We start from the raw sequence: 13850 nt of genomic DNA on the forward strand, positions 1-13850 counted from the left end.
TAGGGGCCTGCAACAGCTCTCGATGTATAACCATAACGGAGACAGACACCTCATGAAATCGAATGCATTATTGATGGCCCTGCTCAGCGGCGTGCTCGTCGCTTGCGGCGGCGGCCAGGAAGGCACGACCGCCACGCCAAACACCTTGCTCGCCACCGTGGAAGCGTGCGCCGTCTGGGATGCCGCCACCGTCTATACGGGCGGCCAGTGCGTGCTGTATCAAGGCGTCAGCTACAAGGCCAAGTGGTGGACGCAGGGCAATGTCCCCAGCGCCACCGACCAGTGGGGGCCATGGGCCGTGACGGATACGCCGACACCAACGCCAACCCCGACGCCCACGCCGACGCCGACACCGACACCGACACCGACACCGACACCAACGCCTACGCCCACGGCTTGCCGGCCCGACGGCTTGATCTCGGCCGTGCCGAATGTGCCGTATTGCAAGGTGTACGATGTGAATGGCCGTGAAGTGCTGGGCAATGGCTTGAACCGGCGCATCGTCGGCTATTTCGCCAGCTGGCGCACGGGCGTCGATGGCAGTCCGACTTACTTGGTGAACAATCTGCCGTGGGACAAGATCACCCACCTGAACTATGCGTTTGCTTCCGTCGATCCGGCCACCTCGAAAATCGCCATCGGCAGCGGTGCGGCCAATCCCGACACGGGCCTCACCTGGCCGAATGTGCCGGCCGCAGCCATGGACCCATCCTTGCCATACCAGGGCCATTTCAACCTGCTGGCGCAATACAAGAAGAAGTATCCGGGCGTCAAACTGATGATTTCCGTGGGCGGCTGGGCCGGCAGCGGCGGCTTCTACACGGCCACGACGAATGCGGACGGCAGCGTCAACACGGCCGGCATCAATACCCTGGCCGATTCCATGGTGGCCTTCGTGCGCCAGTACAACTTCTTCGATGGCGTCGACGTCGATTACGAACATCCGACCACCAACAATGAAGCGGGCAATCCGAACGATTTCGCCGTCTCGAAACCGCGCCTGGCCGGCTTGATGACGAGCTACAACGTGCTGCTGAAAGTGCTGCGCCAGAAACTCGACGAAGCGGCCGTTCAGGACAATAAATACTATCTGCTCACCATTGCCGGTTCCGCCTCGGGTTGGGTCTTGCGTGGCGAGGAAAACATGTCGGGCTTGAAATATCTCGATTACGCCAGCCTGATGTCGTATGACTTGCACGGCGCGTGGAACCAGTATGTGGGACCGAACGCGGCGCTGTTTGACGATGGCAACGATGGCGAATTGCGTGCCGGCAACGCTTATCAGTACCAGAACATCGGCTACCTGAACACGGACTGGGCCTATCGCTACTACCGGGGCGCCATGCAGGCGGGCCGCATCAATATCGGCGTGCCGTTCTACACGCGGGGCTGGAAGGATGTGACGGGCGGCACCAACGGCCTGTGGGGTACGACGGCGCTGACCAATTCCACCATCACCTGCGCGGGCGTGAAAACCTGCGGCATGGGCGCCACCGGCATCGACAACGTGTGGTACGACCTCGACTCCCAAGGCAAACCCACGCCCGGTGGCGGCAACCCCATCTGGCATGCGCTGAACTTGCAAAACGGCATAGTTCCAAGCTACCTCGACGCGTATAAAGTCACGGACAAGGCGCTGGTGGGCACGTATGTGCCGTACTACAGCAGCACCATGGTGGCGCCGTGGCTGTGGAATGCAACCAAAAAAGTGTTCATTTCCACGGAAACCACGCAGTCGATCGCGGCCAAGGCCCAGTACATCGTCAACAACAATATCGGCGGCGTGATGATCTGGGAAATGGCGGGCGACTATGCCTGGGATGCCACGCGCAATGGCGGCAAGGGCGAGTACTTCATGGGCACCACCCTGACGGACGTGCTGTACCAGGCCTTCCGCACGGCTGGCGTGTATGGCAACAAGCGCGCCGAAATCGCCATGCCTGCCACGGCGGCCAACGTCAGCATCACTTTGGGCGGCTGGAAGCTGGGCGACAACAACTTTCCCATCAACCCCGTGATGACGGTGAAGAACAACACCACGTCGACCTTGCCGGGCGGCACCGTGGTGGAGTTCGACTATCCCGTGTCGGCGCCATCGGACATGAGCGACCAGTCCGGCTTCGGCTTGACGGTGATCAATGCCGGCTACACGGGGCCGAACAATATCGGCGGCTTCACGAAGAACTACAACCGCGCCCGCTTTGCGATTCCCGCCTGGCAATCGCTGGCGCCGGGCGGCTCCGTGGCGCTGACCTTGAATTACCGCTTGCCGATCTCGGGACCGGCCAATTACACGGTGACCGTGGGCGGCACCAAATATGCGTTGACGCAAGAGTATCCGGAATTGCCGGTGGCGCTGCCGTAAGTTGCATCCGGTAGGGTAAACAGGAAAGGGCGGAACCTCGGTTCCGCCCTTTTTAGTTTCTACCGCAGCTTGGTATTAGAACCAGGTCTCTACCTGGAAACCATACGAGGTACCGCTGGTATTGTTGTTGTAGATCGGGCCGCCGTTGTTCGACGCATTGACCGAGGCGGTGGCCGCATCGTTCCATTTGCCATAGGTCACAAAAGCGCGCAGTTCAGGACGCGACCACAGGCCAGGACCGGCCGAGATCGTCGGCGCGATGGTCAGCTTGGTCAGGCGCTTGGCCGGTTGGCCGCCCGCTTGCGTCACTCTGTCCGTGCCCAGTTCGCCCACCAGCTTGAAGTTGTCGGTGAATGCATACACAGGACGCACGCCAACCGAGGTCCAGGTCGAGGAACCTTTGGCGTTCGACTCGTCTTTTTGCCACAGGGCGACGAATTCCATGCCGAAATTGGCCATCGGCTGGATCGCCATGTCATTGAAGATGCGCATGCGTTTCACGTCCGAGCCGAAATTGGTGTCGCCCGAAGCGCCGAACTGCGCGCCATTGCCTGTGCCAGGACCGACGCCGTACTGCACGCCAAAGGTGTTGCCGCCGCCGAATACTTTACCTTGACGGTGGAAGGCCGACAGTTGCCAGCCGTTATTGCGCTTGCCCGTGAGGACGTCGTCCTTGCCTTCGCCGATGATGTAGGTCGCGGCCAGGTCCAGCGTGCCGTTTTCATTGACGGGAATCTCGCCAAAGATGAAGTTCTGGCGCACGGCCGACTTGGTGTTGACGCCGCCGTTCGGCAACGCGATCTTGATGTCGTTGTCCTTGAAGAAGGCATACGAGAATTTACCCGGGCCCGCAGGAATGCGGTCCAGGCCGGCGCCCGTGCCGTTCATGTTGATGTATTGCAGATCCAGCATGTGGATGTCAGGACGGTAGTAGAAGCGTTTACCGATCCAGGCCGTGCCGCCGTTCAGGAAGTCGAGTCCCTGCGCTTCGACGTAGGCCTTGACGATGCCCAGCTTGTTGTCGCCGAAATCGGAGTTTGGCGCGTAAGCGTTGACCCAGATGGTGGCCAGGTAGTTCACGCCGCCGGACTTGGCGACGGACTTGGTGTAGCCGAATTCCGTGTAGGCGTCGCACTCATTGCCCAGACGGTATTTCATGGTATTGCCACCCAGGCCGAAGCAGCCTTGCGAACCGCCGTCGCCCGACGTATTGCTGCCGGCGCCGGCGCGCAGGTAGCCATGGAAGCCTTCGGCGTCGCTTGGGTACATGGGATCGGCGATGGCGGAAGCGCTGGCGATGGCCAGGATCAGCGCAGGTAAGGTTTTCAATGCAGTGCGATTCATGCGGTCTCCAGAAAAATGTAGGTGGTAGCGCTGGCGCCCAAGAGGACGGTCAGCGCATACGGTCTAATGCCGAAAACCAAGTCTAGCAGCGCTTTTTTAACCACCCTGATACAAATCGAACAAGTAGCGATACTTTCTTTCAAAGTGTTGTTTTTACTTAATATCGATACTCTGGTGCATAGCGGGTCTGCAAAAGAGTATCGAATTGCGGTTTCGGAGTATCAGAAAGTATCAAAGTCCGGTGCTACATTGTGGTCGTGGTGCCAAGCATGCCGGCATTGCCAACGACAAAAAACACTGGAGACACACAATGAAACGTTCCGCCATTGCCGCGCTGTGCGCCGGCGCCTTCTGCTTCGCTTCGTCCGCGATTGCCGCCACCGACCTGGTCATCGCCACCGTCAACAACGGCCACATGATCGAAATGCAAAAGCTCAGCAAGTTCTTTGAGCAAGCCAATCCCGACATCAAGCTCAAATGGGTGACCCTGGAAGAGGGCGTCTTGCGCCAGCGCATGACCACCGATATCGCCACCAAGGGCGGCCAGTTCGACGTGATGACCATCGGCCTGTATGAAACGCCCATCTGGGGCAAGAAAAACTGGCTGATCCCCATCAAGCCGGACGCCAAATACGATATCGATGACTTGCTGCCGGCCATACGCGAAGGCCTCTCCGGCGATGGCAAGCTGTACGCGTCGCCGTTCTATGGCGAAAGCTCGATGATCATGTACCGCAGCGACCTGGTCAAAAAAGCCGGCGTGACGATCGAAGACCGTCCCACCTGGAACCAGTTGCGCGACGTGGCCGCCAAGCTGCACGATCCGGCCAACGGCGTGTACGGCATCTGCCTGCGCGGCAAGCCGGGCTGGGGCGACAACATGGCCCTGATCACCACCATGGCCAATTCCTATGGCGGCCAGCTGTTCGACATGCAGTGGAAACCGCAATTTACCAGCAAGCCGTGGAAGGACGCGGTCACCATGTATGTCGACTTGATGAAGAAATACGGCCCGCCGGGCGCAGCCGCCAACAGTTTCAATGAAAACCTGGCGCTGTTCAACCAGGGCAAGTGCGGTATCTGGATCGACGCGACGATCGCCGCCTCCTTCATCACGGACCCCAAGCAAAGCAAGGTGGCCGACAAGGTGGCGTTTGCCCAGTCGCCCATCGGCGTGACGGAGCGGGGCGCCAACTGGTTGTGGATCTGGTCGCTGGCGATTCCGGCCAGTTCCAAACACCCGAATGAAGCGCAACGCTTCATCAACTGGGCCACCTCGCCCGATTACGTGAAACTGGTGGCCAGGGAAACGAGCTGGGCCAACGTGCCGACGGGCACGCGCAAGTCGACGTATGCCAGCCCCGAGTTCCAGAAAGTGGCGAAATTTGCCGCCGCCGAAGGCAAGGCCCTGGCCACCACGCGCGCCGTGCAAAGCACCATGCTGCCGTCGCCGTACGTGGGCGTGCAATTCGCATCGATCCCGGAATTCCAGGTGATCGGCGTGGCGGCCGGCCAGCAGATGGCGGCAGCATTGCTGGGCAAGGTGACGGTGGACCAGGCGCTGGAATTGTCGCAGCAGACGGCGGAGCGCGAGATGCGTAAAGGCGGCTATTACAAGTAAGAGGATAGCCTGACCAAACCTACTGCGCGTCGCGCTTTGCGGCCGGCGATGCTCACCGTACTAGAGTACGGTTGCGCTTCTCGGCCACAAATCACTGCCGCTCGCTACGGTTTTGTCAGGCATCTTTGCTGTGCTGTTTGGTTTGTAACACAGGTGATGTGACTGGCCTTGCTATTGCGCTATATCACTCACCTCACGTCCCAAGAGAACATTATGAAACGCATTATCCCCCGGACTTTGCTGACGCCGGCCGTGGTCGCCGTCTCCGTCATTTCCGTCGTTCCGCTGCTGATTACCCTGTTTTACTCGTTCGTGCGCTATTCCATGCTCGATCCGAGTGGTCATCCTTTCCATGGCCTGGCCAATTTCCATTTTTTCTTTACCGATGCCTCGTTCCTGCCGGCCTTGCAGAACACGTTTACCCTGCTGTTTTCCGTCATGCTGATCACGGTGGTGCTGGGCACGGCGCTGGGCTTGCTGATCAATGAAGCGTTCCCCGGGCGCGCCATCGTGCGCGTGCTGCTGATCTCGCCGTTTCTCGTCATGCCGGCCGTGAATGCCCTGATGTGGAAAAACATGCTGCTCAACCCGATCTACGGCCTGTTTGCGCAAATCAGCATCTTCTTTGGCGCCACGCCCGTCGACTGGCTGTCGGCCCACCCGCTGTTTTCCATCATCATGATGGTCTCGTGGCAATGGCTGCCGTTTGCCTGCCTGATCTTCATGACGGCCCTGCAATCGATGGATCGGGAACAGCTGGAAGCGGCGCGCATGGATGGCGCCACCTATTTGCAGCAATTGCGCTACCTCTACATTCCCCACCTGGGCCGCGCCGTCTCGGTGGTGCTGATGATCGAGATGATTTTCCTGTTGTCGATCTTTGCGGAAATCTTCACCACCACGGGCGGCGGTCCCGGTTTCGACACGACCACCATCACCTTCATGATTTATCAGCAGGCGCTGCTGTCGTATGACGTGGGAGCGGCCTCGGCCGGTGCCCTGTTCGCCGTGCTCATTGCCAACATCGCCGCCTTCTTCCTGATGCGCGTCATCGGCAAGAATCTGTCGAAATAAGGAGACCTTGATGCATAGCAAATTCAATCTGTATGGCCGCACGGCCGCCGCCTGGCTGTGTGCGCTGCTGCTGTTCTTTCCCATCTTCTGGCTGGGCCTGATGGCTTTCAAGACGGAAGGGCAAGCCATTTCCACGCCGCCGCTGCTGTTCTTCACGCCGACCCTCGACAGCTTCCGCGAAGTGCTGGCGCGCGACAATTACTTCGGTTACGCGTGGAACTCGCTGTTTACCAGCGTGGTCTCCACCGCCATTGGCCTCTTGATCGCCATCCCGGCCGCGTATTCGATGGCCTTCTTTCCCACGGGCGGCACCATCGGTTTGCTGAAATTCATGCTCAGCTCGCGCTACATGCCCGGCGTGGGCGCGTTGATGCCGATTTATATCTGCTACCAGTACTTCGGCCTGCTCGACACGCGCATCGGCCTGACCATCATGTTCATGCTGATGAACCTGCCCATCATGATCTGGCTGCTGTACACCAGCATGAAGGAGCTGCCGCGCGAGATTCTGGAAGCGTCGCGTATGGATGGCGCCACCGTGTGGGATGAATTTCGCCACGTCGTGTTGCCCCTGTCCGTGGGCGGCATCGCCTCCACGGCCCTGGTGTGCATGGTGTGGTCGTGGAATGAATCGTTCTGGTCGCTGAACCTGGGCGCGTCCAACGCGGGCACGCTGGCCTGGCTGATCGCCTCGTATTCCAGCCCGGAAGGCTTGTTCTGGGCCAAATTGTCGGCCGCATCGCTGATGGCCATCGCCCCGATCATGGCGCTGGGCTGGTTCTGCCAGAAGCAACTCGTGCAAGGCATGACCTTCGGCGCAGTCAAATAAACGAAAGAATAGAGACACATATCATGGCTTACCTTCAACTGAACAATATCGAAAAATTCTTTGGCGAGCACCGCGCCATCAAGGGCATCGACCTGGATATCCAACAAGGCGAATTCGTCGTCTTCGTGGGGCCGTCAGGTTGCGGAAAATCCACCTTGCTGCGCCTGATCGCGGGCCTGGAGCCGATCGACGGCGGCAAGCTGTCGCTCGACGGGCGCGACATCACCAACGTGCCGTCGTCCAAGCGCGACCTGGCGATGGTGTTCCAGTCGTACGCGCTGTACCCGCACATGACGGTGTTTCAGAACATGTCGTTTGCGCTGAAACTGGCCGGCGTCGATCCAGCCATCATCCGCGAGAAAGTCGACAAGGCGGCCGCCATCCTCGACCTGGGGCGTTACCTGGAACGCACGCCAAAAGAGCTGTCGGGAGGCCAGCGCCAGAGGGTGGCCATCGGCCGCGCCATCGTGCGCGACCCGAAAGTGTTTTTGTTCGATGAACCGCTGTCGAACCTCGATGCGGCCCTGCGCGTGCAGACGCGCATCGAGATCGCCAAGCTGCACCGCGAGCTGGGCGCCACCACGATTTATGTGACGCACGACCAGGTCGAGGCGATGACCCTGGCCGACAGGGTGGTGGTGCTGCGCGACGGGCAGATCGAGCAGCATGGCTCGCCCCTGGAACTGTATGACCATCCCGCCAACCGCTTTGTCGCGCAATTCATCGGCACGCCCAGCATGAACGTGGTACCGGCCGACGCGGCGCCTCAGTTGCTGGCGCAGGCGGGCAGCGCGGCGCAGGCGGACGGCTTTGTCGGCATCCGCCCCGAGCACGTGCACCTGGGCGCGGCGCAGCCGGGCAGCGTGCCCGTCACCGTCGACCTGGTGGAGTCCCTGGGCGTGGAAACCCTGACCTATGTGCGCTTGCCGAACAATGTGCAGGTGGTGTCGCGCGGCGCGGAACGCAGCAGCCTGCAGCCGGGCCAGCAGACGCATTTGACGTTCGAGCCGGGCTTCGTTCACTATTTTGACCGCGCCGGCAAGACCTATGCGGCGGCGAAAGGAGCGCTGTAATGGACGCCATCGCATTGAACCAGGCGAACCTGGCGCAGTTGCCGGCCAACGTGGCCGTGCCCGCGTACGCGCGCGAGACGCTCGTGGCCAGCATCGTGCATATCGGCGTGGGTGGCTTTTTCCGCGCCCACCAGGCCGTGTACCTCGACGACTTGCTGGCCTTGCCCGGAAATGAGCAATGGGGCTATTGCGGCGTGGGCTTGCTGCCGACCGACGCGGCCATGCGCGACGCCATGCGGGCGCAGGACGGCTTGTATGCGGTGGTCGAACGCAGCGCGGCCGGCGACTCGGCGCGCATCATCGGCAGCGTCGGCGAGTATCTGTATGCGCCCGACGAGCCGCAAGCCGTGCTGGAAAAACTGGCGGACCCCGGCACGCGCATCGTCGCGCTGACCATCACCGAGGGCGGCTACTATGTGAACCAGGGCACGGGCGAATTTGACGCGGATCATGCCGATATCGTGCATGAACTGGCGCATCCCGATGCGCCACGCTGCTCGTTCGGCTACCTGGCCGCGGCGCTGGCCCTGCGCCACCGGCGTGGACTGGCGCCGTTTACCATCATGTCCTGCGATAACCTGCAAAACAATGGCGACGTGACGCGCAAGATGCTGCTGGCCTTTGTCGCCCTGCGCGACGGGGAACTGGCGCGCTGGCTGGCCACGCATGGCAGCTTCCCCAACAGCATGGTCGACCGCATCACGCCGGCCACCACGGATGAACACCGGGCGCTGCTGCGTGACAGCTTCGGCATCGTCGACGCCTGGCCCGTCGTGTGCGAGCCGTTCCGCCAGTGGGTCATCGAAGACGAATTCCCGCAGGGGCGGCCGGCCTGGGAAAAGGTGGGTGCGCAGATGACGCGCGACGTGCTGCCGTATGAAAAGATGAAGCTGCGTCTCTTGAATGCCAGCCACCAGGCCCTGTGCTACATCGGCATGCAGCTCGGTTACACGTTTGCGCATGAAGCGATGCTTGACCCTGGCATCCGCCTGCTGGTGCGGCGCATGATGGATGACGAAGTCACGCCGCTGCTCGATAGCGTGGAAGGCATCGATCTGGAACGGTACAAGGCTACCCTGATCGAGCGCTTTTCGAATCCGGCCGTGCGCGACCAGCTGGCGCGCATCGGCACGGAAGGCTCGGCGCGCATCCCGAAATTCGTGCTGCCGTCCGTGCGCGAAGCGCTGGCCCGGGGCAGCGCCATCAAGCTGCTGGCCTTCACGGTGGCGTGCTGGTTCCGCTACCTGGAAGGTCACGACGAGCAGGGGCGCGAGATGCCCCTGAACGACCCGTATGCGGCGCGCCTGCGCGCGCTGGCACTGCAGGGCGGCTCGGACGCCGCGCCGTTGCTGTCCTTGCGCGAGCTGTTCGGCGACCTCTGCGACACACCCGCGTTCACGCAGGCAGTGGGCGAAGCGCTGGCCAGCCTGTATGGGCTGGGCGCGCGCGCGGCGCTGGAACAGAGCGTGGCCTGAGGGGAGGGCGCGCCATGCCACGCAAAGCCGATGCTGTCTTGCCGCAGATGGAGCTGGAACAGCAGCGCGATGCCACGCCCGGCTTCGAGCCAAAAGGCAGTTTCGGTTTCATCCGCTACCTGGAGCACGGCTTTCCGAATGCGCTGGTGCGCTGGCATTATCATGACGAGTACGAGCTGCACCTGATCGTCGAGACGAGCGGCAAGGTCTTCGTGGGCGACTATATTGGCCAGTTCGCGCCCGGTCATTTGGTGCTGACGGGGCCGCGCGTGCCGCACAACTGGGTCTCGCTCGACACGCCGCCCGAGGGCGTGGCCTTGCGCGACATGGTGCTCCAGTTTTCGCACGCGCCGCTGGCGTCGATGGCGGCCGCCATTCCTGAGTTAAAAGGGATTTTTCCGCTGCTGCAGCGCGCCCTGCATGGCGTGGAATTTTTCGGCGTCAGCGAGCAGTCGCTGCGGCGCTTTCAGCGTATCCGCGACAGCAGCGGCTTGCCGCGCTTCATCGAGTTTCTCACCCTGCTGGGCGAACTGGCGCAGATCAGCGACTACCAATTGCTGTCGACGGTGCCGATGCAGTCGAGCGACGACGACGTGGCTTTGGCACGCATCAGTTCCGCCATCAACTTCATCGTGCACAATTACAGCAGCCAGTTTTCGCTGAAACAGCTGGCCGAGCAGGTGGACATGCCCGAGCGGACGTTTTCGCGCTTCTTTCGCAGCGCCACGGGCAACAGCTTCACGGACTTCGTCAACCGCCTGCGCATCAACAAGGCGTGCCAGCTGCTGATGGAGACGGAGCGCTACGTCAGCAACATCTGCTACGAGGCGGGTTTTAACAATGTGGCCAACTTCAACCGGCGCTTCCTGGAATTGAAAGGCATGACGCCGAAGGAGTTTCGCCAGCAGGCGCTGGGCCGTTTTGGCGCCTGAGGTTTTTTGAGGTACATTCGATGGCACGGGCGGGGACCGCTTGGGAGAGACGAGCATGGAACACGTATGGCAGAAGGACAGCGAGCGCAAGGCGCCCGAACTGGAGCGCGAAAGCTACGATGGCATCATCAATTACCTGGAACATGGCTATCCCAGCTCGCGCGTGCGCTGGCACTGCCACGAAGAATACGAGCTGCACCTGATCGTCGCCACCAGCGGGCGCTTGTTCGTGGGCGACTATATCGGCGAATTCTCGCCCGGCCACCTGGTGCTGACGGGCCCGCGCCTGCCGCACAACTGGATTTCCAACGTGGTGCCGGAAGGCGGCGTGGCCCTGCGCGACATGATCGTGCAGTTCGCCCACGCGCCGCTGGCGGGCGCCGCGCGCGTCATCCCCGAACTGCGCGAGCTGCTGCCGCTGCTGGAGCGCTCCAGCTATGGCGTGGAGTTTTTCGACCTGGGCCATGAGGCCGAGCAGCACCTGGCGCGCATCCGCGCCACGCATGGCGCCGAGCGCTTCGCCGCATTCGTGCAATTAATGAGCAAGCTGGCGCGCACGGCCAACTATCGCTTGCTGTCGAGCGCTTCGCTGCGTTCCTACGACGATGACGCCACCCTGGCCAAGGTGAATTCCGTCCTCAACTACATCACGGATAATTACCGCGAGCCGATTTCGGCGGAAATGCTGGCCGAGCAAGTGGGCATGTCGCTGAGTAAATTCTCGCGTTTCTTCCGCAAGGCGACGGGCAACAGCTTCACGGATTTCATCAGCCGTTTGCGCATCAACAAGGCCTGCCAGCTGTTGATGGACACGGACCAATACGTTTCCAACGTCTGCTACGACGTGGGTTTCCAGAACGTGGCCAATTTCAACCGCCGCTTCCTGCAGGTGAAGGGCGTCACGCCGAAGCAATTCCGGCGTCAGGCCGATGGGCGCTTTGGCGGCATCGGCGGGCCTGTTGCGGATACGCCACGGGCTTGAAGGCTGTCACGGGCTTGTCACTTTGCCCAGTTACTCTCCACGGCTTCAATCCCACTTTAGCCGAGGAATGCATGAACGCTGCCGTAACGTCGATCCCGAAACTGACCCTGTTGGCCATCGCCGCCAGCCTGACCCTGGCCGCTTGCGGCGGCAGCGATAATGCGCCGGCGGAACCGGCCAAACCGGTGGCGCAGACGGGCGTGTTCCTCGACGGTGCAGTGGAAGGACTCGATTACGTGGCTGGCAGCGCGGCCAAGGCCAGCACCAATGCCAAGGGCGAATTCATTTGCAGCCCGGGCGATACGGTGGCTTTCAGCGTGGGCGGCCTGGCCCTGGGTTCGGCGCCATGCGGCGCCGTCGTCACGCCGCTGGCGCTGGCCGCCAGCACGAATGTGGCGGACGACAAGGTCGTCAACCGCCTGCTGGCGCTGCAATTGCTTGACGACGACAGCGATCCGTCGAACGGCATCAAGCTGACGGCCGAAGTGAAGACGTCGCTGGCCGGCAAGACGCTGGACTTTGCCGCCGCGCCGGCCGTCTTCAACACGGCGCTGGCCGCGCATTTGGCAGCGGTGGGCGGAAAATTCGCCGGCCGCACGGTCGATGCCGAGCGCCGCGCGCTGGTGCGCGAGCATTTCGAAGACACCCTCGCCTCAAAAGCGGGCGCGCCCGTCAATGAAGCGCTGACGCAGGCCAATCCGGTGGGCGAAGTGAAAGTCACCGTGACGCGCTACCAGATCCAGGCGGCGGACAAATACTATGTGCCGTACGAAGGCGCGAATGCCAAGATCAAGGGCGAATTCCCGAACGGCTTCCTGCCGTCGTACGGTTCGGGCCTGGCCTACAAGGGCAAGAATGCAGCCGGCGACCTGGAATTCTATGGCTTGACGGACCGTGGCCCGAACGGCGACGGCCCGCTGGTGCCCGATCCTTCGGGCAAGGGCACGATCGGCAGCAAGATCTTCCCGTCACCGAGCTTTACGCCTTCGTTCGGCGTGATCACGGTGAGCAAGAATGGCGCCGTGCTGGGTTCGAGCACGCCGATCAAGGTGTCGGCCAGCGTCAACAGCTCGGGCTTGCCCGTGCCCGTGGGTGCGGTGGGCAATTCGGCCGAGATTCCCGTCATGGATGCGATGAAGTTCGACGCGACCGGCAAGGCTGTCTTCAACGCGGGCGGCCTCGACTCGGAAGCCATCGTCGTCGATGCGAAGCGCAATGCGCTGTGGGTCTCGGACGAATACGGCCCCTTCATCGTCAAGATCGATGCGGCCACCGGCCTCATCCAGGCCAAGTACGAGCCGGGCAAAGGCTTGCCGGCGCTGTTCGCCAAGCGCCGCGCGAACCGCGGCATGGAAGGCATGACGCTAGACACGAGCAATGACAAGCTGTACGCCTTCCTGCAAAGCCCTCTGTCCGACGGCACGGCACCATACACGGTGACGAAGAAGAATGAACAGGTCGAGCGCTTCGCCCGCTTCACGCGCTGGATCGAATTCGACCCGACGACGGGCAGCAGCGGCAAGATGTATGCGTATCCGCTCAATGCCGCCGACTACCAGGATGGCCGCACGGGCAACGCCAAGCTGGGCGACATGGTGGCGCTGGGCGGCGGCAAGTTCCTCGTCATCGAGCAGGGCGCCGCGCCATCGGGCAAGGTCTTCAACAAGCTGATGCTGGTCGAACTGAAGGGCGCCACGGACATTGCGGCCGCCGCCTTCAACGCGACGACCTCGGACCTGGAAAAAAGCAGCATGGGCGGCGCGGCCGTGAATGGCGCCGACTGGGCCGCTGTCACTCCCCTGAAGAAAACCCTGCTGCTGGACTTGAACGCCATCGGCTGGGCGGCGGAAAAGGCGGAAGGCCTGACCCTGATCGACGACTCCACCATCGCGCTGGCGAATGACAATGACTTCGGCCTGAAAACCAAGATCTTTGATGCGAATGGCGTGGAAGTGGCGGACGCCGACGTGACCAAGTGCACGGTCGACGCCAACGGCGTCATCGTCACCAGCAGCGCGGCCGGCTGCAACGCCGCCAACACCATCCGCGTGGCGCGCGGCGACGACCGCGAGCGTCCAAGCCGCTTGTGGATCGTGAAGTTTGCCAAGGCGCTTAATACGTATTGATGTGCTGCTGTGTCGGATTACGCGGCGCT

The 13850-nt window shown here is 61.8% G+C and carries 10 protein-coding genes; 9 read left to right on the forward strand and 1 reads right to left on the reverse strand.

Going from position 1 to position 13850, the window contains the following annotated elements; genetic code table 11:
* Window positions 1–52 precede the first annotated feature (52 nt).
* Window positions 53–2365 (forward strand): chitinase C-terminal domain-containing protein, encoded by a 2313-nt coding sequence (locus tag CNX70_RS10790; protein ID WP_096234688.1) that lies wholly within the window; start codon window positions 53–55, stop codon window positions 2363–2365.
* Between the two features lie 75 nt (window positions 2366–2440).
* Here CNX70_RS10790 and CNX70_RS10795 read toward each other — a convergent pair whose 3' ends face one another.
* Window positions 2441–3709, reverse strand: a complete 1269-nt coding sequence (locus CNX70_RS10795) for a maltoporin (protein WP_096234689.1) — start codon at window positions 3707–3709, stop codon at window positions 2441–2443.
* 310 nt (window positions 3710–4019) lie between these two features.
* On the opposite strand from CNX70_RS10795, the gene CNX70_RS10800 reads away from it, so the two are divergent.
* The 8 genes from CNX70_RS10800 to CNX70_RS10835 all read left to right on the forward strand — a co-directional run bounded on the left by CNX70_RS10800 (window position 4020) and on the right by CNX70_RS10835 (window position 13821).
* Entirely contained in the window at window positions 4020–5330 is a 1311-nt protein-coding gene (locus CNX70_RS10800; protein WP_096234690.1) for an ABC transporter substrate-binding protein, read from the forward strand.
* Between the two features lie 213 nt (window positions 5331–5543).
* On the forward strand, window positions 5544–6404 hold the full coding sequence (locus tag CNX70_RS10805; protein ID WP_096234691.1) for a carbohydrate ABC transporter permease: 861 nt from the start codon (window positions 5544–5546) through the stop codon (window positions 6402–6404).
* Window positions 6405–6414: 10 nt separating this feature from the next.
* Window positions 6415–7233 (forward strand): carbohydrate ABC transporter permease, encoded by an 819-nt coding sequence (locus CNX70_RS10810; RefSeq protein WP_071078291.1) that lies wholly within the window; start codon window positions 6415–6417, stop codon window positions 7231–7233.
* A gap of 23 nt (window positions 7234–7256) precedes the next feature.
* Entirely contained in the window at window positions 7257–8306 is a 1050-nt protein-coding gene (locus CNX70_RS10815) for an ABC transporter ATP-binding protein (RefSeq protein ID WP_096234692.1), read from the forward strand.
* Window positions 8306–9781, forward strand: coding sequence for a mannitol dehydrogenase family protein (locus tag CNX70_RS10820; RefSeq protein ID WP_208624524.1), 1476 nt, complete (start codon window positions 8306–8308; stop codon window positions 9779–9781). The genes CNX70_RS10815 and CNX70_RS10820 overlap by 1 nt, the downstream gene beginning before the upstream one ends.
* 14 nt (window positions 9782–9795) lie before the next feature.
* Window positions 9796–10713: a helix-turn-helix domain-containing protein gene (locus CNX70_RS10825; RefSeq protein ID WP_096234693.1), complete on the forward strand. Its 918-nt coding sequence runs from the start codon at window positions 9796–9798 to the stop codon at window positions 10711–10713.
* Between the two features lie 55 nt (window positions 10714–10768).
* Entirely contained in the window at window positions 10769–11695 is a 927-nt protein-coding gene (locus tag CNX70_RS10830; RefSeq protein ID WP_096234694.1) for a helix-turn-helix domain-containing protein, read from the forward strand.
* A gap of 71 nt (window positions 11696–11766) precedes the next feature.
* On the forward strand, window positions 11767–13821 hold the full coding sequence (locus CNX70_RS10835; protein WP_096234695.1) for an esterase-like activity of phytase family protein: 2055 nt from the start codon (window positions 11767–11769) through the stop codon (window positions 13819–13821).
* Window positions 13822–13850: the final 29 nt, after the last annotated feature.

Origin of the sequence: Janthinobacterium svalbardense, assembly GCF_002327145.1 — a bacterium.
Classification (GTDB): Bacteria; Pseudomonadota; Gammaproteobacteria; order Burkholderiales; family Burkholderiaceae_D; genus Janthinobacterium; species Janthinobacterium tructae.

What these genes read in the sequence shown, in the direction of transcription:
- CNX70_RS10790 (WP_096234688.1), top strand. Translation starts at nt 53, where the DNA reads ATGAAATCGAATGCATTATTGATGGCCCTGCTCAGCGGCGTGCTCGTC.
- CNX70_RS10795 (WP_096234689.1), bottom strand. Translation starts at nt 3,709, where the DNA reads ATGAATCGCACTGCATTGAAAACCTTACCTGCGCTGATCCTGGCCATC.
- CNX70_RS10800 (WP_096234690.1), top strand. Translation starts at nt 4,020, where the DNA reads ATGAAACGTTCCGCCATTGCCGCGCTGTGCGCCGGCGCCTTCTGCTTC.
- CNX70_RS10805 (WP_096234691.1), top strand. Translation starts at nt 5,544, where the DNA reads ATGAAACGCATTATCCCCCGGACTTTGCTGACGCCGGCCGTGGTCGCC.
- CNX70_RS10810 (WP_071078291.1), top strand. Translation starts at nt 6,415, where the DNA reads ATGCATAGCAAATTCAATCTGTATGGCCGCACGGCCGCCGCCTGGCTG.
- CNX70_RS10815 (WP_096234692.1), top strand. Translation starts at nt 7,257, where the DNA reads ATGGCTTACCTTCAACTGAACAATATCGAAAAATTCTTTGGCGAGCAC.
- CNX70_RS10820 (WP_208624524.1), top strand. Translation starts at nt 8,306, where the DNA reads ATGGACGCCATCGCATTGAACCAGGCGAACCTGGCGCAGTTGCCGGCC.
- CNX70_RS10825 (WP_096234693.1), top strand. Translation starts at nt 9,796, where the DNA reads ATGCCACGCAAAGCCGATGCTGTCTTGCCGCAGATGGAGCTGGAACAG.
- CNX70_RS10830 (WP_096234694.1), top strand. Translation starts at nt 10,769, where the DNA reads ATGGAACACGTATGGCAGAAGGACAGCGAGCGCAAGGCGCCCGAACTG.
- CNX70_RS10835 (WP_096234695.1), top strand. Translation starts at nt 11,767, where the DNA reads ATGAACGCTGCCGTAACGTCGATCCCGAAACTGACCCTGTTGGCCATC.